The 20,654-nt window shown below is 72.3% G+C and carries 15 protein-coding genes; 9 read left to right on the forward strand and 6 right to left on the reverse strand.

The window, feature by feature from the left end:
- Positions 1-11 precede the first annotated feature (11 nt).
- From ACIRJP_RS25175 to ACIRJP_RS25185, 3 genes are all read right to left on the reverse strand, one after another.
- Positions 12-2,504, reverse strand: coding sequence for a protein kinase (locus ACIRJP_RS25175; protein WP_404178223.1), 2,493 nt, complete (start codon positions 2,502-2,504; stop codon positions 12-14).
- Between the two features lie 224 nt (positions 2,505-2,728).
- Positions 2,729-3,688 (reverse strand): methylmalonyl Co-A mutase-associated GTPase MeaB, encoded by a 960-nt coding sequence (meaB, locus tag ACIRJP_RS25180; RefSeq protein WP_404178226.1) that lies wholly within the window; start codon positions 3,686-3,688, stop codon positions 2,729-2,731.
- A gap of 54 nt (positions 3,689-3,742) precedes the next feature.
- Entirely contained in the window at positions 3,743-4,945 is a 1,203-nt protein-coding gene (locus tag ACIRJP_RS25185; protein ID WP_404178229.1) for an acetyl-CoA C-acetyltransferase, read from the reverse strand.
- Positions 4,946-5,079: 134 nt separating this feature from the next.
- Between ACIRJP_RS25185 and mce the strand changes: the two genes are divergently transcribed.
- From mce to ACIRJP_RS25220, 7 genes are all read left to right on the forward strand, one after another.
- Entirely contained in the window at positions 5,080-5,508 is a 429-nt protein-coding gene (mce, locus tag ACIRJP_RS25190; protein WP_072486742.1) for a methylmalonyl-CoA epimerase, read from the forward strand.
- A gap of 242 nt (positions 5,509-5,750) precedes the next feature.
- On the forward strand, positions 5,751-9,644 hold the full coding sequence (gene scy / locus ACIRJP_RS25195) for a polarized growth protein Scy (protein ID WP_404178232.1): 3,894 nt from the start codon (positions 5,751-5,753) through the stop codon (positions 9,642-9,644).
- Positions 9,645-9,828: 184 nt separating this feature from the next.
- The gene (locus ACIRJP_RS25200) at positions 9,829-10,767 is read left to right on the forward strand and encodes a cellulose-binding protein (RefSeq protein ID WP_266729657.1); all 939 of its coding nucleotides are present in this window, start codon (positions 9,829-9,831) and stop codon (positions 10,765-10,767) included.
- Positions 10,768-10,864: 97 nt separating this feature from the next.
- Positions 10,865-11,866 carry an ABC transporter ATP-binding protein gene (locus tag ACIRJP_RS25205; RefSeq protein ID WP_404178236.1) on the forward strand — a complete coding sequence of 334 codons (1,002 nt, stop codon included), beginning with the start codon at positions 10,865-10,867 and terminating at the stop codon, positions 11,864-11,866.
- Between the two features lie 5 nt (positions 11,867-11,871).
- On the forward strand, positions 11,872-12,651 hold the full coding sequence (locus tag ACIRJP_RS25210; RefSeq protein WP_404178239.1) for an ABC transporter permease subunit: 780 nt from the start codon (positions 11,872-11,874) through the stop codon (positions 12,649-12,651).
- A gap of 205 nt (positions 12,652-12,856) precedes the next feature.
- Positions 12,857-13,975: an ABC transporter ATP-binding protein gene (locus ACIRJP_RS25215; protein WP_404178242.1), complete on the forward strand. Its 1,119-nt coding sequence runs from the start codon at positions 12,857-12,859 to the stop codon at positions 13,973-13,975.
- A complete protein-coding gene (locus ACIRJP_RS25220) occupies positions 13,972-14,844 on the forward strand; it encodes an ABC transporter permease subunit (RefSeq protein WP_404178245.1) in 873 nt (290 codons plus the stop codon). Before ACIRJP_RS25215 ends, ACIRJP_RS25220 begins: the two co-directional genes overlap by 4 nt.
- Before the next feature lie 25 nt (positions 14,845-14,869).
- Here ACIRJP_RS25220 and ACIRJP_RS25225 read toward each other — a convergent pair whose 3' ends face one another.
- Positions 14,870-15,199 (reverse strand): ATP/GTP-binding protein, encoded by a 330-nt coding sequence (locus ACIRJP_RS25225; protein WP_404178248.1) that lies wholly within the window; start codon positions 15,197-15,199, stop codon positions 14,870-14,872.
- 221 nt (positions 15,200-15,420) lie between these two features.
- Between ACIRJP_RS25225 and ACIRJP_RS25230 the strand changes: the two genes are divergently transcribed.
- Complete coding sequence (locus ACIRJP_RS25230; RefSeq protein WP_404178251.1) at positions 15,421-16,464, forward strand: LLM class flavin-dependent oxidoreductase; 1,044 nt, start codon at positions 15,421-15,423, stop codon at positions 16,462-16,464.
- A 74-nt stretch (positions 16,465-16,538) separates the two neighbouring features.
- Here ACIRJP_RS25230 and ACIRJP_RS25235 read toward each other — a convergent pair whose 3' ends face one another.
- Positions 16,539-16,931 (reverse strand): SCO5389 family protein, encoded by a 393-nt coding sequence (locus tag ACIRJP_RS25235; protein ID WP_404178254.1) that lies wholly within the window; start codon positions 16,929-16,931, stop codon positions 16,539-16,541.
- Between the two features lie 270 nt (positions 16,932-17,201).
- Here ACIRJP_RS25235 and nucS point away from each other — a divergent pair, with 270 nt between their 5' ends.
- Positions 17,202-17,873, forward strand: coding sequence for an endonuclease NucS (gene nucS, locus ACIRJP_RS25240; RefSeq protein WP_259931854.1), 672 nt, complete (start codon positions 17,202-17,204; stop codon positions 17,871-17,873).
- Between the two features lie 90 nt (positions 17,874-17,963).
- Here nucS and ACIRJP_RS25245 read toward each other — a convergent pair whose 3' ends face one another.
- A complete protein-coding gene (locus ACIRJP_RS25245) occupies positions 17,964-20,444 on the reverse strand; it encodes an ATP-binding protein (protein WP_404178257.1) in 2,481 nt (826 codons plus the stop codon).
- Positions 20,445-20,654: the final 210 nt, after the last annotated feature.

Consider the following 20,654-nt stretch of genomic DNA (forward strand, 5'->3'; position numbering starts at 1 on the left):
CGGTTCGTGGTTCATCCGGGCAGCGGTACGGAGACCGTGGTGCCGTCGTCGTACACGACATGCACGACGCCGCCGACCGGCAGCACCTGCGGGTCGTTCAGTTCCTTGTCCAGCTGGACGCCCTCGCGCATGTCGTACTCCGGTGTGCGACTCGGGCCCGGAGCGCCCTCCAGCCGGGTCCTGACCAGCGCGCCCAGCGTGCCGTCGGGGCGGATCGGGACGGTGTACAGCGTCGTGCTGTCCGCCCAGACGACCGTGTCGGCGACGATGAGGGCATCGGAGACCGGGTTGCTCATGCCCTCGCCCGCCTTCACGGTGAGCGGGAACCTGCCGAGGGTCCTGCCCTTGTCCCGGCCGACGACGACGAGCTCGTCGGGCACGTCCAGCACGTACTTGTAGCCCCGGCGCAGGGCCACCGCCCGTTCGTCGAGCGCGGTGACGGTCGCCTGCGCGACGAGCCCGGAGTCCAGCGGGACCCGCCCCTCTTCCGCGAGCGTGGCCGCGTCGAGCCGCAGCACGCTGGTGTCGGTACCGAAGCCGGAGGAGTCCTCGTTGTCGGTGTAGACGGAGCAGTAGGCGGACGCGCCCCACAGCCGCAGCTCCCCGCAGGACGAGCCCTCGCCGCGCACCGCGCCGAGCAGTTTGCCGTCCTTCGCCCGGAACGCCTTCGGCCCCTCTGTGCTGATCGCGTACACCGTCTGGCCGTCAGTGGCGACCGGCCAGAAGTTGCCCCTCGCGGCCTTGGCGACCACCTTCGGGGCCAGCGGCTGGTGCCACGTCCGGGCGCCGCTGCGGAGGTCGTACGCGGCGAGCTCCGCCCCCTCGGACGACCAGGTGGTGGCGGCGAGGACCAGGCCGCCGACGACCATCGGGGCGCTCTCCAGGTCGTGCGCGCCACCGCCCCGGACCGCCCAGCGGACCTTGCCGGTGCTGGCGTCCAGCGCCTGCAGCCGGTCGCCCGCGGCGAGCAGCACGGTGTCGTCGTACACCCGGGGGCGGGTGGCGCCGGCCGGCATGAAGAACTGGCCGGTCGGCCCCCAGCCCGCGACCTTAGAGGTCTCACCCGTGTCCAGCGTCCACATCCGGTGGCCGTCCGCCGCCGACAAGGCCTCGTACGTGCCGTCCGTCTTCCGGCAGACCACCACGTCGCGGCCCGCCGCGCAGCCGATCGGCGACCCGGCGAACTTCCCCTTCCAGGGCCTCTTCCACCCCGCCGGACGGACGTCGCGGCCGTACGGGACCGTGCCCGAGGCGTCCGGGCCGCCGTTCTCGTCCACCCCCGCCACGATCTTGACGCCCTCGGCCGGACCGCCGCCCCGGGCCGTCCCGCCGGGCGCGCCCTTGTCCCGCCAGGCCAGGATCCCGCCCGTCGCCGCGCCCAGCACGATCAGCGCGGCGAGCGCGACGGCCAGGGCGCGACGGGAGCGGCGCGGGGGCGGGGTCCGGGTGGTGCCCGCAGGGGTGGGCCGGGCGAGGCCGGGGCCCTGGGTGGGGGCGCTGTGCGGGTCGGGGGCGACGGGCGGGGTCGGGCCGGGGCCCTGGGTGGGCAGTTGATGGAGGGCCGGGCCGCTCGCGGCGGCCGCCTCGGTGGGGGTGTACCCCGGCAGCAGCGGGCCGCCCAGCGCCACGACCCGGGCCAGCTCGCGCCCGTGCTCGGCGATGTGCTGCGCCACCGGGTCCGGCCACCGGGCCGCCGCGCCGGGGTCGAGCAGCTCCGCGAGTTCGGCGGCGGCCGGGCGGGCGGACGGGTCCGCCACCAGGCAGCGTTCCAGCACGGCCCGCAACGTGTCCGGCACGTCGTCGAGATCGGCCTCGACGTATTTGACCCGGTAGAGCACGGCGGCGACCGGGCCGTCGCCGAAGGGGTCGCGGCCGGTGGCGGCGTAACAGAGCACGGAGGCCAGACAGAAGACGTCCGAGGCGGGCACGACGCGTCCGCTGCCCGCCACGTGCTCCGGGGACATGAAGGCCGGGCTGCCGACCATGCGGCTGGTGGTGGTGAGCGGGGTCGCGCCGGAGTCGCGGGCGATCCCGAAGTCGATCAGGCTCGGGCCGTCCGACGCGAGCATCACGTTGCCGGGCTTCATGTCTCGGTGGACGATGCCGGCCGCGTGGACGGCCGCCAGGGCGCGGGCGAGTCCGGCGCCGAGCCTCCGTACCTCGGCCTCGTCCATGGCACCCGCCCGGCGTACCGCGGCGGACAGGGTCGGCCCCGCCACGTATCCGGTGGCGAGCCAGGGCACTTCGGCGTCGGCGTCCCCGTCGAGCAGCAGGGCGAGATGGGGTCCGGCGACGGACCGGGCGACGGTGATCTCGCGGCGGAAGCGGCTGCGGAAGCCGGGGTCCTTGGCCACGTCGCGGCGGACGGTCTTGACGGCGACCGGGTCCTCGCCGCCGTCGCGGACGCCGAGGAAGACCTCCCCCATGCCTCCCGCACCGAGCCTGGCCCGTATCCCGTACGGACCTATCCGTCTCGGCGAGTCCTCCCGCAGCGGACCCAACATGCGCCACTCCCCCCCGTCGCCACGCATGGACCAACGGGCATCCCGCGCCCGTATCCGGCGGTAATCCTGCCACGGACACGTCATCCGCCGCAGCGCCGGGCGGGACGACGGGAGACACGGACGGGTGGGTCCGCAGAGCCTGACGGACACGGACGGGCGGGTCCGGAAGCGGCCCGCACGCCGCCCCCGGACCCACCCGTCCGGCCGTACTCCGTCGCTCCGGATCACACCTCGCCGGTGAGCCCCGCCACCAGTTCGTCGGCCGCCGCGTACGGATCGAGGCTGCCCGCCACGATGCGTTCGGCGAGCGCGCCGAGGTGGCGGTCGCCGTGCAGGTCGCCGATGCGCTCGCGCAGCCGGGTCACGGCGATGGTCTCGACCTCGCGGGACGCCCGTGCGGTACGCCGCTCGGCGAGCACTCCGTGCTCCTCCATCCACGCCCGGTGCTTCTCCAGCGCCTCGACGACCTCGTCGATGCCCTCGCCCCGGGCGGCGACCGTCTTCACGATCGGCGGCCGCCAGTCGCCGGGGCTCCGCGATTCGCCGAGGCCCAGCATGTGGTTGAGCTCGCGCGCGGTGGCGTCCGCGCCGTCCCGGTCGGCCTTGTTGACGACGTACACGTCGCCGATCTCCAGGATTCCGGCCTTCGCCGCCTGGATGCCGTCGCCCATGCCGGGTGCCAGCAGGACGACGGAGGTGTCGGCCTGGGAGGCGATCTCCACCTCCGACTGGCCGACGCCGACCGTCTCCACGAGGATCACCTCGCAGCCCGCCGCGTCCAGGACCCGGATCGCCTGCGGTGCCGACCAGGCGAGCCCGCCCAGATGGCCGCGGGTGGCCATGGAGCGGATGTAGACGCCCGGGTCGGAGGCGTGCTCCGACATCCGGACCCGGTCGCCGAGGAGCGCGCCGCCGGAGAACGGCGAGGACGGGTCGACGGCGAGCACGCCGACCCGCTTGCCGGCCTTCCGGTACGCCGAGACCAGCGCAGACGTCGATGTCGACTTGCCGACACCGGGTGAGCCGGTGAGGCCGACGACGTACGCGTTGCCGGTCAGCGGCGCCAGGGCCGCCATCACCTCGCGCAGCTGCGGCGACGCCCCCTCCACCAGGGAGATGAGCCGGGCCACGGCCCGCGGCCGGCCCGCACGTGCCTGCTCGACCAGGGTGGGGACGTCCACCATCACCGCTCCGTTCGCTCGCTCACTCGCTGCTCTGCATGTACCGCGTACTGCCTGTTACTTGCCCGGAACGCGGATGATCAGTGCGTCGCCCTGACCACCGCCGCCGCACAGCGCCGCCGCACCGGTGCCGCCGCCGCGCCGCTTCAGCTCCAGCGCCAGGTGCAGCACCACACGGGCGCCGGACATGCCGATGGGGTGGCCGAGCGCGATGGCGCCGCCGTTGACGTTGACCTTGTCCGGGGTGACGCCGAGGTCCTTCATCGACTGGACGGCGACGGCGGCGAACGCCTCGTTGATCTCGATCAGGTCGAGGTCGCCGGCCTCCAGGCCCTCCTTCTTGAGGGCGTGCTTGATGGCGTTGGACGGCTGCGACTGGAGCGAGTTGTCCGGGCCCGCCACATTGCCGTGGGCGCCGATCTCGGCGATCCAGTCCAGGCCCAGCTCCTCGGCCTTGGCCTTGCTCATGACGACGACCGCGGCGGCACCGTCGGAGATCTGCGAGGAGGTGCCCGCGGTGATCGTGCCGTCCTTGGCGAACGCGGGGCGCAGCTTGCCGAGCGACTCCGCGGTGGTCTCCGGGCGGATGCCCTCGTCCTTGGCGAAGAGGACCGGGTCGCCCTTGCGCTGCGGGATCTCGACCGGGGTGATCTCGGCCTCGAAGAGGCCGTTCTTCTGGGCCGCGGCGGCGCGCTGGTGCGAGAGGGCGCCGATCTCGTCCTGGTCGGCGCGGCTCAGGCCGAGGCGGGTGTTGTGCTTCTCGGTGGACTCGCCCATCGGGATGTTCTCGTAGGCGTCGGTCAGACCGTCGTACGCCATGGAGTCGAGCATCTCGATCGCGCCGTACTTGTGGCCCTCGCGGGACTTGGGGAGCAGGTGCGGGGCGTTGGTCATGGACTCCTGGCCGCCGGCCACGACGACGTCGAACTCGCCGGCGCGGATCAGCTGGTCGGCCAGGGCGATCGCGTCGAGCCCGGACAGACACACCTTGTTGACGGTGAGCGCGGGAACGTTCATCGGGATGCCCGCCTTGACGGCGGCCTGGCGGGCCGGCATCTGGCCCGCACCCGCCTGGAGCACCTGCCCCATGATCACGTACTCGACCTGGTCGCCGCCGATGCCGGCCCGGTCCAGCGCGGCCTTGATGGCGAAACCGCCGAGGTCGGCGCCGGAGAAGCTCTTCAGCGAGCCGAGGAGGCGGCCCATGGGCGTACGCGCGCCCGCGACGATCACTGAGGTGGTACCGGTCGTTCCAGACATGAGGGGCGCCCCTTGGGATGAGGAGTGAACGAGGGTTTACTTGAATGTACTGAGCGGCACCTCACCCGTCATCCGGCAGCGGGTGTGACGGCGCGCACGTTGCGTAACCATCCGTGTGGCGCTGCACTGGTTCCATGCTGACGCGAATCGATCACATCGGGATCGCCTGTTTCGACCTCGACAAGACCGTCGAGTTCTACCGCTCGACCTACGGGTTCGAAGTGTTCCATTCCGAGATCAACGAGGAGCAGGGCGTACGGGAGGCCATGCTCAAGATCAACGATACGTCCGACGGCGGTGCTTCCTACCTCCAGCTCCTGGAGCCGACCCGGGAGGACTCGGCCGTGGGCAAGTGGCTGGCGAAGAACGGGGAGGGTGTCCACCACATCGCCTTCGGCACCGCGGACGTCGACGCGGATTCCGCGGACATCCGGGAGAAGGGGGTCAGGGTGCTGTACGAGGAGCCCAGGACGGGTTCGATGGGGTCCCGGATCACCTTCCTGCACCCCAAGGACTGCCACGGTGTCCTCACCGAACTGGTCACGTCCGCAGCGGAGCACTGACCTCCGGATACCTGGCCCGGTAGAGTGGGCTGTTCCGGGCCGGGGCCGGGTCGGGGCCGCGCCGCGTCCTCAGCCGTTGATCTGTCACCATTCCCCGGGGGACCGTTCACTGGTGAACGGTACTCGCTGGAGAGTTGCGACCAGGGTTGGGGTCTCCCCTGCTCAGTGGGGCATCCCCTGCTCGAACGAAGTTGAGAGTTTGGGGAAGAAGTTGAGAGCTCGGGGAAGGATGGGACCGCGCAGTGCGGGGCTACGAACGGCAGGAGAGCCACCGAGCTGAAGACGACCATCTCTCGCGGTTCGAGGCCGAGATGGACCGGCTGAAGACCGACCGGGAGAAGGCCGTCCAGCACGCCGAGGACCTCGGTTACCAGGTCGAGGTCTTGCGCGCCAAGCTGCACGAGGCTCGGCGCAATCTCGCGACCCGTCCCGCGTACGACAGCGCGGACATCGGCTATCAGGCCGACCAGTTGCTCCGTAACGCCCAGATCCAGGCGGATCAGTTGCGGACCGACGCCGAGCGGGAGCTCCGCGACGCCCGCGCGCAGACGCAGCGGATCCTCCAGGAGCACGCCGAGCACCAGGCGAGGCTCCAGGCCGAGCTGCACAACGAGGCGGTGCAGCGGCGCCAGCGGCTCGACCAGGAGCTGGCGGAGCGCCGCCAGACCGTCGAGTCCCACGTCAACGAGAACGTCGCCTGGGCCGAGCAGCTCCGGGCCAGGACGGAGTCCCAGGCCCGCCGGCTGCTGGAGGAGTCCCGGGCCGAGGCCGAGCAGTCCCTGTCGGCCGCGCGCGCCGAGGCGAGCCGGCTGGCGGAGGAGACCCGGCAGCGGCTCGGTTCCGAGGCGGAGACGGCCCGGTCCGAGGCCGAGGCGATCCTGCTGCGCGCCCGCAAGGACGCCGAACGGCTGCTGGACGCCGCCGCCGGCCAGGCGCAGGAGGCCACCAGCCACGCCGAGCAGCTGCGTACGTCGACGACGGCCGAGACCGAGCAGACCCGGCGGCAGACCGCCGAGCTGAACCGGGCCGCCGAGCAGCGCATGCAGGAGGCCGAGACCCGGCTGCGCGAGGCCCGGCTGGAGGCCGAGAAGGTCACCGCCGAGGCGAAGGAGGCCGCGGTCAAGCGGCTGGCCGCCGCCGAGTCGCAGAACGAGCAGCGCACCCGTACGGCCAAGTCGGAGATCGCCCGGCTGGTCGGCGAGGCCACCAAGGACGCCGAGACGCTCAAGGCGGAGGCCGAGCAGGCGCTTGCCGATGCCCGCGCCGAGGCGGACCGACTGAAGTCCGAGGCTTCCGAGAAGGCCCGCACGGCCGCCGCCGAGGACACCGCGGCGCAGCTCGCCAAGGCCGCCAGGAGCGCCGAGGAGGTGCTGACCAAGGCGTCCGAGGACGCGCGGTCCACCACCAGGGCGGCGAGCGAGGAGGCCGACCGGATCCGCCGCGAGGCGGAGGCCGAGGCGGACCGGCTGCGCGGCGAGGCCGCCGAGCAGGCCGACCAGCTCAAAGGCGCGGCCAAGGACGACACCAAGGAGTACCGGGCCAAGACGGTCGAGCTCCAGGAGGAGGCGCGCCGGCTGCGCGGCGAGGCCGAGCAGCTGCGCTCCGAGGCGGTCGCCGAGGGCGAGCGGATCCGCGGCGAGGCCCGCCGCGAGGCGGTCCAGCAGATCGAGGAGGGCGCGAAGACCGCCGAGGAGCTGCTGGCCAAGGCGAAGGCGGACGCGGAGGAGCTGCGGTCCACCGCGGGCACCGAGAGCGAGCGGGTCCGCGGCGAGGCGGCCGAGCGGGCCGGCGCACTGCGCAAGCAGGCCGAGGAGGCCCTGGAGAGGGCCCGCGCCGAGGCGGAACAGCTGCGTACCGAGTCCGAGGAGCAGGCCGCTTCGACCACCACAGCGGCCGAGCGGGCGGCGGCGGAACTGCGCGAGGAGACCGAGCGCGCGGTCGCGGCCCGGCAGGCGGAGGCGGCCGAGGAGCTGACCCGGCTGCACACCGAGGCCGAGACCCGGGTCACCGGCGCCGAGCAGGCGCTCACGGACGCGCGCGCCGAGGCGGAGCGCATCCGGCGCGAGACGAACGAGGAGTCCGAGCGGCTGCGCGCGGAGGCCGCCGAGCGGATCCGGACGCTGCGCGAGCAGGCGGAGACGGAGGCGGAGCGGCTGCGCGACGAGGCCGTGGCGGACGCGGCGCAGTCGCGTGCGGAGGGCGAGGCCGTCGCCGTACGGCTGCGTTCCGAGGCGGCCGCCGAGGCGGAGCGGCTCAAGTCCGAGGCGCAGGAGAGCGCCGACCGGGTGCGGTCCGAGGCCGCCGCCGCCGCGGAGCGGGTGGGCACGGAGGCCGCCGAGGCGCTGGCCGCCGCCCAGGAGGAGGCCAACCGGCGCCGCCGGGAGGCCGAGGAGACCCTCGACGCGGCGCGCACCGAGGCGAACCAGGAGCGCGAGCGGGCCCGCGAGCAGAGCGAGGAGCTGCTCGCCTCCGCCCGCAAGCGGGTCGAGCAGGCGCAGGCCGAGGCGCAGCGCCTGGTCGAGGAGGCGGACAGCCGGGCGACCGAGCTGGTCTCCGCGGCCGAGCAGACCGCCCAGCAGGTGCGGGATTCGGTCAGCGGGCTGCAGGAGCAGGCCGAGGCGGAGATCGCCGGGCTGCGCTCGACCGCCGAGCACGTGGCGGAGCGGACGAAGTCCGAGGCGCAGGAGGAGGCGGACCGGGTCCGCACCGACGCGCACGCGGAGCGGGAGCGGGCCGGCGAGGACGCGTCCCGGATCCGCCGCGAGGCGCAGGAGGAGTCCGAGGCCGCGAAGGCGATGGCCGAGCGGACCGTCGCGGAGGCGATCGCCGAGTCGGAGCGGATGCGGGCGGACACCGCCGAGTACAGCCAGCGGATGCGCACCGAGGCCTCCGACGCGCTGGCCTCGGCCGAGCAGGACGCCTCGCGCAGCCGCGCCGAGGCCCGCGAGGACGCCAACCGGATGCGTTCCGACGCGGCGGCCCAGGCCGACCGGCTGGTGGGTGAGGCCACGAGCGAGGCCGAGCGGATCGGCACGGAGTCGACGCAGCGCGCCACCACGCTCGTGGAGGAGGCGACGCAGCGGGCCACCGGCCTCGTGGAAGAGGCGACGCAGCGGGCCACCACGCTGGTCGAAGAGGCGAAGCAGCAGGCGGCCCGGCTGTCGGACGAGGCCGCGGACGAGGCGGAGCGGCTGCGCGCGGAGGCGGCGGCCACCGTCGTCTCGGCGCAGGAGCACGCGGCCCGCACCCGCGAGGAGGCGGAACGGCTGCGCGCGGAGACGGAGTCGGCGGCCGAGCAGATGCGCGCGGAGGCCCGCCAGGAGGCGGACCGGCTGCTCGACGAGGCCCGGGAGGCCGCGGCGAAGCGCCGGGCCGATGCCGCGGAGCAGGCAGATCAGCTCATCAACAAGGCCCAGGAGGAGGCGCTGCGCGCCGCCACCGAGGCGGAGAAGCAGGCCGACACGATGGTCGGCGCGGCCCGCAAGGAAGCCGTGCGGATCACCTCGGAGGCCACGGTCGAGGGCAACTCCCTGGTGGAGCGGGCCCGTACGGACGCGGACGAGCTGCTGGTCGGCGCGCGCCGGGACTCCACCGCGATCCGCGAGCGGGCCGAGGAGCTGCGGGCCCGGATCGAGGGCGAGATCGAGGAGTTGCACGACCGCGCCCGGCGGGAGACCTCCGAGCAGATGAAGACGGCGGGCGAGCGCGTCGACAACCTGATGAAGGCGGCGACGGAGCAGCGCGACGAGGCGGCGGCCAAGGCCAAGGAACTGCTGGCGGACGCCAATTCGGAGGCGAGCAAGGTCCGGATCGCCGCGGTGAAACGGGCCGAGTCGCTGCTGAAGGAGGCCGAGCAGAAGAAGGCCACGCTGGTCCGCGAGGCCGAGAAGCTGCGGGCCGACGCCGAGGCCGAGGCGAAGCGTACGGTGGACGAGGGCAAGCGTGAGCTGGACCTACTGGTGCGTCGGCGCGAGGACATCAACACCGAGATCTCCCGTGTCCAGGACGTGCTGGAGGCGTTGGAGTCCTTCGAGACGCCGACGGGCGGCGGCAAGGGCGCGAGCGGTTCCACCGGCGGCGTCAAGGCCGGCGCCTCGGCGGGCACTCGATCGAGTGGCAAGTCGTCCGAGGGGTAGTCGCCTTGCCTTTTTTCATGCTCCGTCAAGAACGTTCAACCCTCCGAGTGGCAAGGGCTACTGGGCTCAGCCACTCAAAAGAGGTGTCATTCTCCAGATCAAAAGCGCATCCGCTCGGTGACACGCCGTTCCGGCCCCTAGGATTCCCCCTAACACCTCACCGGTCTCATTCGACAGGAACCTCATGAGCGACCCTTCCTCCCCCTTCGGCTTCGAGCTCGTGCGACGTGGATACGACCGCGGTCAGGTGGATGACCGCATTACCAAGCTCGTCGCCGACCGTGATAGTGCCCTGACCCGCATCACCTCTCTGGAGAAGCGCATCGAGGAGCTCCACCTCGAAACGCAGAACGCCCAGGCCCAGGTGAACGACGCGGAGCCGTCGTACGCCGGACTCGGCGCCCGCGTCGAGAAGATCCTCCGCCTGGCCGAGGAGGAGGCGAAGGACCTGCGCGAGGAGGCCCGTCGCGCCGCCGAGCAGCACCGTGAGCTCGCCGAGTCGGCCGCCCAGCAGGTGCGCAACGATGCCGAGACGTTCGCCGCCGAGCGCAAGGCGAAGGCCGAGGACGAGGGCGTCCGCATCGTCGAGAAGGCCAAGGGTGAGGCCGGCTCGCTGCGTACGGAGGCCCAGAAGGACGCCGCGCAGAAGCGCGAGGAGGCGGATGCCCTCTTCGAGGAGACCCGCGCCAAGGCCGCCCAGGCCGCCGCGGACTTCGAGACCAACCTGGCCAAGCGCCGCGACCAGTCGGAGCGCGACCTCGCGTCCCGTCAGGCCAAGGCCGAGAAGCGCCTCGCCGAGATCGAGCACCGCGCCGAGCAGCTCCGCCTGGAGGCCGAGAAGCTCCGTACGGACGCCGAGCGCCGGGCCCGTCAGACGGTGGAGACCGCGCAGCGCCAGTCCGAGGACATCGTGGCCGACGCGAACGCCAAGGCCGACCGGATCCGCAGCGAATCGGAGCGCGAGCTGGCGGCGCTCACCAACCGCCGCGACTCGATCAACGCCCAGCTGACCAACGTCCGCGAGATGCTGGCCACGCTGACCGGTGCCGCGGTCGCCGCGGCCGGTGCCCCCGCCGACGACGAGCCGGTCACCCGTGGTGTCCCGGCTCAGCAGGGTCGCTGACCCCCGGGTACTGCAGCTGTACCCCTGGAATGACACTGACGCGCCCGGTTCCGCCCTTGTGGTGGCGCCGGGCGCGCGGCCGTTCTAGCGTGAACGCATGATCGAGCTCGATGGCCTCACCAAGCGCTTTGGCAACAAGGTTGCCGTCGACCGGCTGTCCTGCCGGGTCAGGCCCGGAATGGTGACGGGTTTTCTGGGGCCCAACGGGGCGGGCAAGTCCACGACGATGCGGATGATGCTCGATCTCGACAACCCGACCAGCGGTTCGGTGCGCATCGACGGCAAGCACTACCGCGACCTGGAAGAACCCCTGAAGTACATCGGGGCGCTGCTGGACGCCAAGTCGATGCACGGCGGACGCAGCGCGTACAACAATCTGCTCTGTCTCGCGCAGAGCAACCGCATCCCGGAGAGCCGGGTCGCGGAGGTGCTGGACACCGTGGGTCTGACCGCGGTGGCGAAGAAGAAGTCGAAGGGGTTCTCGCTCGGCATGGGCCAGCGGCTCGGCATCGCGGCGGCGCTGCTCGGCGACCCGCAGGTGCTGCTCTTCGACGAACCGGTCAACGGCCTGGACCCCGAGGGCATCCACTGGATCCGCAATCTGATGAAGGCGCTCGCCGCGGAGGGCCGGACGATCTTCGTCTCCTCGCACCTGATGAGCGAAATGGCCCTCACCGCAGACCACTTGATCGTGATCGGCCAGGGCAGGCTGCTCGCCGACACCTCGATGGCCGACTTCATTCATCAGAACTCCCGCAGTTACGTACGGCTGCGCTCGCCGCAGCAGGAGCGGCTGCGCGACGTACTGCACGAGGCGGGGCTGATCGTGGTCGAGACCGGGGGCGGCACGCTGGAGATCGACGGCGCCACGACAGAGGCGCTGGGCGAGCTCGCCGCGCAGCACCAGATCGTGCTGCACGAGCTGAGTGCCCAGCGGGCCTCTCTGGAGGAGGCATTCATGCAGATGACCGCGGACTCCGTGGAGTACCACGCGCACTCCGACCACGCCCCGGCGCCACCGCCGACGGGCCCGCAGTGGGGCGAGCAGTGGAACCAGCAGACCGGCGGCCCCGCCGCCGGCAGCCGCAAGGAGGTGTGACGACGATGGCATCGGTACCCGCGGTCCTGACCTCCGAGTGGACCAAGATCCGTTCGGTCTCCTCGACCGTCTGGACGCTGATCTCGGCGTTCGTCGTCACCGTCGCGATGAGCGCGGCGCTCTGCGCCCTGATGAACTCCCAGTTCGACGAGCTCCCGGTGGCGGAGAGAGTCACCTTCGACCCGACCCTGATCAGCTTCTCCGGCATGGTCCTCGGTCAGCTGGCCATGGTCGTCTTCGGGGTGCTGGTGGTCGGTACGGAGTACAGCTCCGGCATGATCCGCACCTCGCTGGCGGCGGTGCCCCAGCGCGGTTCGTTCCTGTTCAGCAAGATCGCGGTGGCCGGGGCGCTGGCCCTGGTGGTCGGCATCGCCACCAGCTTCGTCTCGTTCTTCCTCGGGCAGGCCCTGCTCGGCGACCACCACACGGACATCGGCGCGGACAACGTGCTGCGCGCGGTCGTCGGCGGCGGCATCTACATGGGGCTGATCGGGATCTTCTCGATGGGCGTGGCGACGATGCTGCGCAGCTCCATGCTGTCGCTCGGCATCCTGATGCCGTTCTTCTTCCTGGTCTCCCAGATCCTGTCGGCGGTGCCGGGGGCGAAGAAGGTCGCCCGCTACTTCCCCGACCAGGCCGGCTCCAAGATCATGCAGGTGGTCCCCGACGCGATGAACAGCAACCCGGCCCCGTACGGGCCGTGGGGCGGGCTCGGGATTCTGGTCGCCTGGGTGGCTGCCGCGCTGATCGGCGGCTATGTCGTACTGAAGAGGCGGGACGCGTAAAGGCCGCCTCGACGGCGTCGGCGGGCGGCCCCCGCGGCCTGCACGGCCTGCCCGGAAGCCTTCCGTCCGCTCCGACCGGACCGATGCTCAACCGCAACGGCTTGGCCGGAACCGTCAAGGCCTGGATATCCTCCTAACTCTTACGGGGGCGTGCGGCCGGACGGCCTGGGCCCCGACGACAGATGTGAGTCGATGGGGCTGGAGCATGATCGAGGCAGTCGGCCTGACCAAGCGCTACGGCGCGAAGACGGCCGTGCACAACCTTTCCTTCCAGGTGCGGCCGGGCGCCGTCACCGGATTCCTCGGTCCCAACGGGTCGGGCAAGTCCACCACCATGCGCATGATCCTGGGCCTGGATCAGCCGACCTCCGGCCATGTGACGATCGGCGGCCATCCCTTCCGCAGCCTGCCGAACGCACCGCGCCAGGTGGGTGCGCTGCTGGACGCGAAGGCGGTGCACGGCGGCCGCAGCGCCCGTAACCACCTCCTCTCGCTCGCCCAGCTCGCCGGGATCCCGGCCGCCCGGGTCGACGAGGTGCTCGGCGTCGTCGGCCTCCAGGACGTCGCCCGGAAGCGCTCCAAGGGGTTCTCGCTCGGCATGGGCCAGCGGCTCGGCATCGCGGCGGCGCTGCTCGGCGACCCGCAGGTGCTGCTCTTCGACGAACCGGTCAACGGCCTGGACCCCGAGGGCATCCTCTGGGTCCGCAATCTGATGAAGATGCTGGCGTCCGAGGGGCGTACGGTCTTCGTCTCCAGCCACCTGATGAGCGAGATGGCGCTCACCGCCGACCATCTGATCGTGATCGGCCGGGGCCAGCTGCTCTCCGACATGAACATCAAGGACTTCATCTCGGCCAACTCGGCCGACTTCGCCCGGGTGCGGGTCGCGGACGGCCTCGCGGAGCGGCGCGAGAAGCTGACGGCCTCGCTCACCGAGGCGGGCGGACAGGTCATGTCCGAGCCGGACGGGGCGCTGCGCGTCACCGGACTGCCGCTGCCGCGGATCAGCGATGTGGCCCACGAGGCGGACGTCCGGCTGTGGGAGCTCTCGCCGCACCAGGCCTCGCTGGAGGAGGCGTACATGCGGATGACCCAGGGCGCCGTGGACTACCGCTCGACGGCGGACCAGAAGGCGGGTCTTCAGCAGCCGGTGCCCGGCGGGTACGCGCAGCAGGGGTACGCGCCGCAGCCTCCGGAGATGCCGCAGCAGAACTGGTACGCCCCGCCGCCACCCGGACAGAACCCGTACGCGGCGGCCCCGGCCGAGCCGGCCCCCGCCACCCCGGACCTGACCAAGCGCGAGACCAGCGAGGACGCCCGATGACAACGCCGCCGACCCCGCAGGCGCCGTACCAGCAGCAGGTCCCGGCCGCGCCGCACAGCCCGTCGGCCGCACCGGCCGGTATGTACACCTCGCCGATCCCGGTGCGCCGGGCCACGCTCGGCGATGCGATCGCGTCCGAGTGGACCAAGATCCGCTCGGTGCGCTCCACGATGTGGACGCTCGGCATCATGATCGTGCTGCTGCTCGGGGTCGGGCTGCTCGCCGCGGTCGCGGTCAACGCCTCCGGGAGCGGTCTCGACTCGACGCCGGTGCTCAGCTTCGGCTTCTTCGGGGTGCTGCTGGGCTCGATCTGTGTGATCACGCTCGGCGTGATGACCATCGCGTCGGAGTACGGCACGGGCATGATCCGTACGACGCTGACGGCCTGCCCCAGCCGGGCCCGGGTGCTGAGCGCGAAGGCGATCGTCTTCTTCCTGCTCACTTTCGTGATCACGACCGTGACAACCGCGCTGGTCGCGGTGTTGCAGACGGCGATCATCGACAGCGCACCGCCCTCCGGCGGCGACTGGCTGCGCGCGACGGTCGGTGTCGGCCTCTACATCGCGACGCTGGGGCTGCTCTCGCTCGCGGTCGGCGCTCTCATCCGGCACTCCGCCGGCGCGATCACGATCATGATCGGCGTGGTGCTGCTGCCGCTCGTGATGGCCATGTTCATGTTCGCGGAGTCCCTCTCCGGCCTACGGATGAAGCTCTTCGAGTACTCGATCCCCAACCAGCTCAGCGCGTTCTACTCCACCTCGGTCGCCGAATCGGGGCCGTCCGGCTGGGACCCGCTGTGGATCATGCTCGGAGTCACGGCCGTGGCGCTGTTCGGGGCGTTCGCCGCTCTGGACCGCCGGGACGTGTGACCCTTCCGGGCCTGCCCCGAAGGGCTCAGTAGCGAGGCGCGTTCCTGGACCGCTGCACCTGTGTGGTGCGGCGGTCCTTCGCGTTCCAGCACGCCTTGTGCCAGTGCCTGCGGTCGTCGATCCCGCCGTACTCGGACCAGGCCACCAGGTGCGGGACACCGGACGGGATCTCCTGGTCGCAGCCGGGGCAGCGGTACCGCTTGCCCGCCGCGCTCGCGCCGCTGACCGGGCGGACCGACCACTGCTCGCCCTGCCACTCCTCGGCACGTCCGCCGCCGCCGTACCGGCCCAGCGGATCCGCTGTGCTGTCGTGGGGACTCTCGCCGCCTCGGGGGCGGTTGCGGCGCGGGGACACGTGACACCTCACGGGGCAGGCTGGGCAGTTCCCGTCCAGCGTAGGGCCATTTGGCCGAGCCGGTCGTCCGGAGCCTCCTGGGGCGGTGTCACGGGAGCTCCCGTGAGGGGTGAGTTACCGGAAAATCGCAACAACCTGCCGGTGGACCGTGCCTTTGGCACGTGTCAGACGTTGTTGCTCAATAGGGGAGAGCCGCGTCGGCCGCAAGGAGGCAATTGGCGATGCGTGTGGGAACGTTCGTACTGGCAGCCCAGTTTCCGGGGCAGGGGCCAGGTGAAGCGCTGTATCGCGCTGTCCGGTCCACCGAGGTGGCGGAGGAATCCGGCCTCGACTCGGTCTGGCTGGCAGAGCATCATTTCGTGCCGTACGGGGTCTGCCCCTCCGCCGTCACGCTGGCCGCGCTGCTGCTCGGCCGCACCCGCAGGATCCGGGTGGGCACGGCGGTGAGCGTGCTGTCGACCCAGCACCCGGTGGCGCTCGGCGAACAGGCCGCGCTGCTCCATCTCACCAGCGGCGGCCGGTTCACGCTCGGCGTCGGCCGGGGCGGCCCCTGGGTGGATCTGGAGGTGTTCGGCGGGGGCCTGGAGGCGTACGAGAAGGGCTTCCCGGAGTCCCTGGAGCTGCTGCTCGACTGGCTGGGCAGCCCGAAGGTGACCGGGCGCGGCGAGCGGTACGGCTTCCGCGAGGTCGCCGTGGTCCCCCGGGCCGACGAGCTGCTCGCCGAGGACGGCGGCGAGAGCCCCGGCGGCCCCGAGGTGGTCGTCGCGTGCACCTCTGCGAAGACGGTGAAGCTCGCCGCGGAGAACGGCCTGCCGATGCTGCTCGGGATGCACTGCGGGGATCAGGAGAAGGCCGACATGGTCGCCCTGTGGCGCTCCACCGCGCTCGCCGCGGGCCGCTCGCCCGAGAGCGTCCGCGAGGCCGGGCACGTGTCCGCGGGGGTGGCCCAGATCGCCGACCGTCCCCAGGAGGCGGTGGAGACGCTGGTTAAGGCGATGCCGGGCTGGCTGCGGCAGGGTCTGGAGGCCCATGTCACGGTCGACGGCCGGCACCGGGTGATGCGCGATCCGGTCGCGTACACGGAGCTGCTGTGCGGTCTTCATCCTGTGGGGCCGCCCCGGCTCGCCGCCGACCGGCTCGCAGCCACCGCCGAGCGGACGGGCATCACCCGCTTCGCGCTCCTGGTGGAGGGGTCGGGAGATCTGGCGGCCACGGAGGAGAACGTAGCGCGGCTCGGTACCGAAGTGCTCCCGCTGCTCACCTGACAGGTCGTCGGAGGTACGGGGGCTGCCGCTCCGGAGCCAGTCGCGCGGTCTCGGCCCGGAACGGCAGCAAGCGTTTAACAGTCCCGCAGTTCGGGCGACTGGTTGAGCAACTGGCCCCTCACCGAGGTGAAGCGGGCCAGACGCTCGTCGACCGACGGGTCCAGCGGGAACACCGCGACGCGGTGGCAGTTCTGGAATGCCAGGCGCACCCCGAAGTGCCGCTGGAGCGCGCCGCGGATCGCATCACTCGCGAGCGCGCGCAGCAGCTGACCACGTGCCTGCTCGTCCGGCGGGGGCGTCTGGTTGTCGGCGAACTCTCCGCCGTCCACCTTCAGCTGTGCCACCAGAGAGCTGATCATCTCCCATGCGAAGGGCAGGGAGGTCCGGACGCAGTCGACGAAGTCGGCTTCGTCGACCTCGCCTCGCTCGGCCTGTTCCAACAGCGCCGGTGAGACGTCGAGCGACATGGGTTCTCCTCTCGCGACCCCGACGCCGGGCCGGGGCCTTACGGGCAGGGAAGGAGGACGGCGACGCAGCGTACACAGACGACGACCTCCTGCTTACACGGTAAGGGTGCGGTCCGGGCCGCACCAGGAGATTGGGAACACAACCGGCCAATAACGAAGGGGCGCAAAGAGGGGCAAGCCCCGACTGCGCCCCCTGGACGAAAACGGGGTGACGGGAGTGGCAGGGGGAGAATCGCGTGGAACACCCCTCGTCGAGTAGCGTTGCCGACCATGCGTCTCGTCATCGCCCGCTGCTCCGTGGACTACGCCGGCCGGCTCACTGCCCACCTGCCCTCCGCTCCCCGTCTGATCCTGGTGAAGGCGGACGGGAGCGTGTCGATCCACGCCGACGACAGGGCGTACAAACCCCTCAACTGGATGTCACCGCCCTGCACTCTGAAGGAGGGCACCGGCGACACCGCGGACGTCTGGACCGTGGTGAACAAAGCGGGCGAGAAACTCATCATCACGATGGAGGAAATCCTCCACGACTCGTCCCACGAGCTGGGTGTCGACCCGGGCCTGATCAAGGACGGCGTCGAAGCGCACCTGCAGGAACTGCTCGCCGACCGGATCGAGATCCTCGGCGAGGGCTACACCCTGATCCGCCGCGAGTACTTCACCGCCATCGGGCCGGTCGACATCCTGTGCCGGGACGCCGACGGCCAGACCGTCGCCGTGGAGCTGAAGCGGCGCGGCGACATCGACGGCGTGGAGCAGCTGACCCGCTATCTGGAACTGCTCAACCGCGATCCGCACCTCGCCCCGGTGAAGGGCGTCTTCGCGGCCCAGGAGATCAAGCCCCAGGCCCGGGTGCTGGCGACGGACCGCGGGATCGGCTGTGTCGTGCTCGACTACGACGCGATGCGCGGCATCGAGGACGACAAGCTCCGGCTGTTCTGACCCGCCCCGCTGCCCCTGTTCCCGCTTCCTTTCCGGTCCCCGACGCCGGACGTGCCCGTCACGTCCGGCGTTCGTCGGTTCCGGGGCGGTTCAGGCGATGGCCGGACCGCTGTCCGCGCTCGCCGCCGACGACGAGGAGGGGCCGCTCGCCGAGTCGGAGGTGTCGGGCGAGGACGGCTCGGGTTCGGTGGCCGTGTCCGTCGGGCTCGGGGACTCGGTCTCCGTCGGGCCGGCGGTCGGGCTGGAGGTCTTCGTCGGCCTGGGCGACTTCGTCGTGGTGGGCGACGTGGTCGGCTCGTGCGACGGCGGCCTGCTGCTGGACGACGGGTCCGAGGACGGGGTGCCGCTCGGTTCCGTCGGGTCCGTGGACGGTGTACCGCTGCCGCTCGGCGTGATCTCGGTGCCCGACGGACCGGGCGTCTCCGGACTGCCGCTGGATGCCGGGTCGGCGGAGGTCGAACCGTCGGCCGGGCCGTCGGCCGGCACTTCGTCCTCGCCGCCGTCCTGGCTCTGCGACTGTTCGGTCGTGACGTCCTGGTTCCCCTGGACGTCGTCGTCGCCGGAGGTCAGCCCCAGCCCGACCACCGTGCCGAGCACACCGGTCAACAGGACGCCCGCGGCCGTCGCGACCAGATTACGCCGGGCCCCGGCGAGCAGCCCGAAGCGGCCTCCCCGCGCGCCCCCGGCGGCCTTGGGCGCGCTTGGCCGCGAGATCACCGCGGTGGCGCCCTCGTACGGCCTCGGCGGCGTCTGCGTCACGGACGGCCTCGTGCCGGCGGGCGGCGTCGCCGGCGCCTCGGCTCGCGAAACCGGCAGCTCGTCCCCGGGCGGGGTGAGGACGATGGGCAGCGGGCCGCCGGAACGGTCCGCGACCAGGGCGAGCGCGCGTCGTCCGGCCACCGCCCCGGACTTGTCCGCCAGCGCCCCGCGCATGCTGATCGAGGTCTCCAGCTCGGCCCTGGCCCGGTCCGGATTTCCGGCCAGGAGCGCGAGTACCCCCAACTCGTGGTGGAAGTAGGCCTCTTCGGCGAGCTCCCCGGCGATCCGGGCCGCCTCCTGGCCGATCCGCAGCGCCTTCTCCCAGGCTCCCCAGTGCAGGCCCGCCGCGAAGGCCGGGGTGGCGCTGCGGGCCAGCAGCACGGCCACGCTGGTCTGCCCCGCCCCGTCGCCGGGCACCAGCTGCGCCATCGCCGCGATGACGGCGTCGCCCTCGGCCGTCACCCGCTCGGGGGTGACCGAGGGGTGACCGGCCCACCAGGCGTAGTGCTGGGCCGCGGTACGGGCCCGCTCGGTGGCGTCCTCGCCGTATCCGGCGGCCTCCAGCTGGGTGACGACACCGGCGGCGAGCCGGTAGCGCGAACCGGCCGGGGAGAGCAGCCCGCAGCCGGCCAGTTCGCCGAGCGCGGCATCCGCGTGGGTGTCCCCGATGAGCGCCGGCAGATGCGCCTGGTGCGGCACCTCGCCGCCCAGGGCCACCGCGAAGCGCAGGGTGTCGCGGGCGGGCCCGCTCAGCCGTGAGGCGAGCAGTGCGGCGGGCGCCGCCCCCTCCCCGAGGCTGGGCAGCGGGATGTGGACCCCGTCGACGGCCTGGTCGTGCCCGAAGGGGGCGGCCGTGGGCAGGCCGTCGCGGCCGCCGGAATCGCCGTACGCCTCGGGGTCGGTGCGCAGCAGATCGCGCTGGCGCAGCAGGGCGGCCGCCTGGACGAAGCGCAGCGGCAGCCCCTCGGACTCGAACCAGAGGTCTCCCGCCCAGTTCGCCTCCTCTTCGGTGAGCGGGCGCTCGGCGGCCCGCTCCAGCAGGTCGACCGCGGCGCTGCGGCCGAGGCCCGCGAGGAAGACCTCTTCGAGGTGCGAGTCCGTGGTGGGCGCGGCGACGTCCGGAACCGTCGCGAACAGGAAGGCGCACTCCGGTGTCGCGTCGAGCAGCTCCTCCAGCGCGGCCCCGCCGAACTCCAGGTCGTCGAGCAGCACGACGGCGCCGATGCCCCGGACCCGTTCGAGCAGCCGGTCACGGTCCGGGCGGTGCAGCGTCGCGTCGTGTACGGCCTCGAAGAGCCCGTACAGCAGGTCGGTGGCGCTCCGCTTGTAGCCGCTGAGCCGTACGACTCCGTCCGGTGCCAGGTCCGCGCAGTCGGCCGCGACTGCGTCGAGCAGTGCCGTGCGGCCCGATCCGGCGGGTCCGGTGAGCCGCACCGAGCGGCCCTGGGACAGCAGGCGCACCAGTCGTTCGCGCTCCGGCGCGCGTTCCAGGAGCGGCAGTTGGGGGGTGGGCGGGCCGGGTGGTACGGGCGGCGCGGTGGCGCGTTCGCGGTCGGCCCGGCCGGTCGCGGTGCGCCGGGCGGGCGGGCCGGGCTGCTCCCCCGGCGGGCACAGCTCGACCTCGCTGCCGTCGATCGGGTTGACGGTGAGGAGGTAGTCGCCCGCTATGAGCCGGACGACGCGTGCCTGCGGCGTCGGCTGGCCGGGCTCCGGGGTCAGCTGGTCACGGGCCGGCCGTCTGCGGCCGGACCCCTCGCCGAAGCCGCCGTTGTCCCGGCCGTACTCTTCCGGTCCCCGGTGTGTCGGGTCCATCGCCAAAGCCCCCAGACGCGTCGCGCACGATTGCCCCTCCGGCCTCGCACGCCCCGCTGTCGCTTCCGGTCCGGTGTCCGCCCGGTGGGTTCGTCAATCGGCGGACGGGCGAACCCTAGACCGTCGCGCCGGGTCCCCGCACAGTCGGGGGGTCACGCCGCCCGAAGCGCGCGTTCTCGCGCGGATTGTGCGCTTTCGACCCCGGCGTAC

The sequence above is a fragment of the Streptomyces sp. NPDC102437 genome (genome assembly GCF_044765565.1).
Classification (GTDB): Bacteria; Actinomycetota; Actinomycetes; order Streptomycetales; family Streptomycetaceae; genus Streptomyces.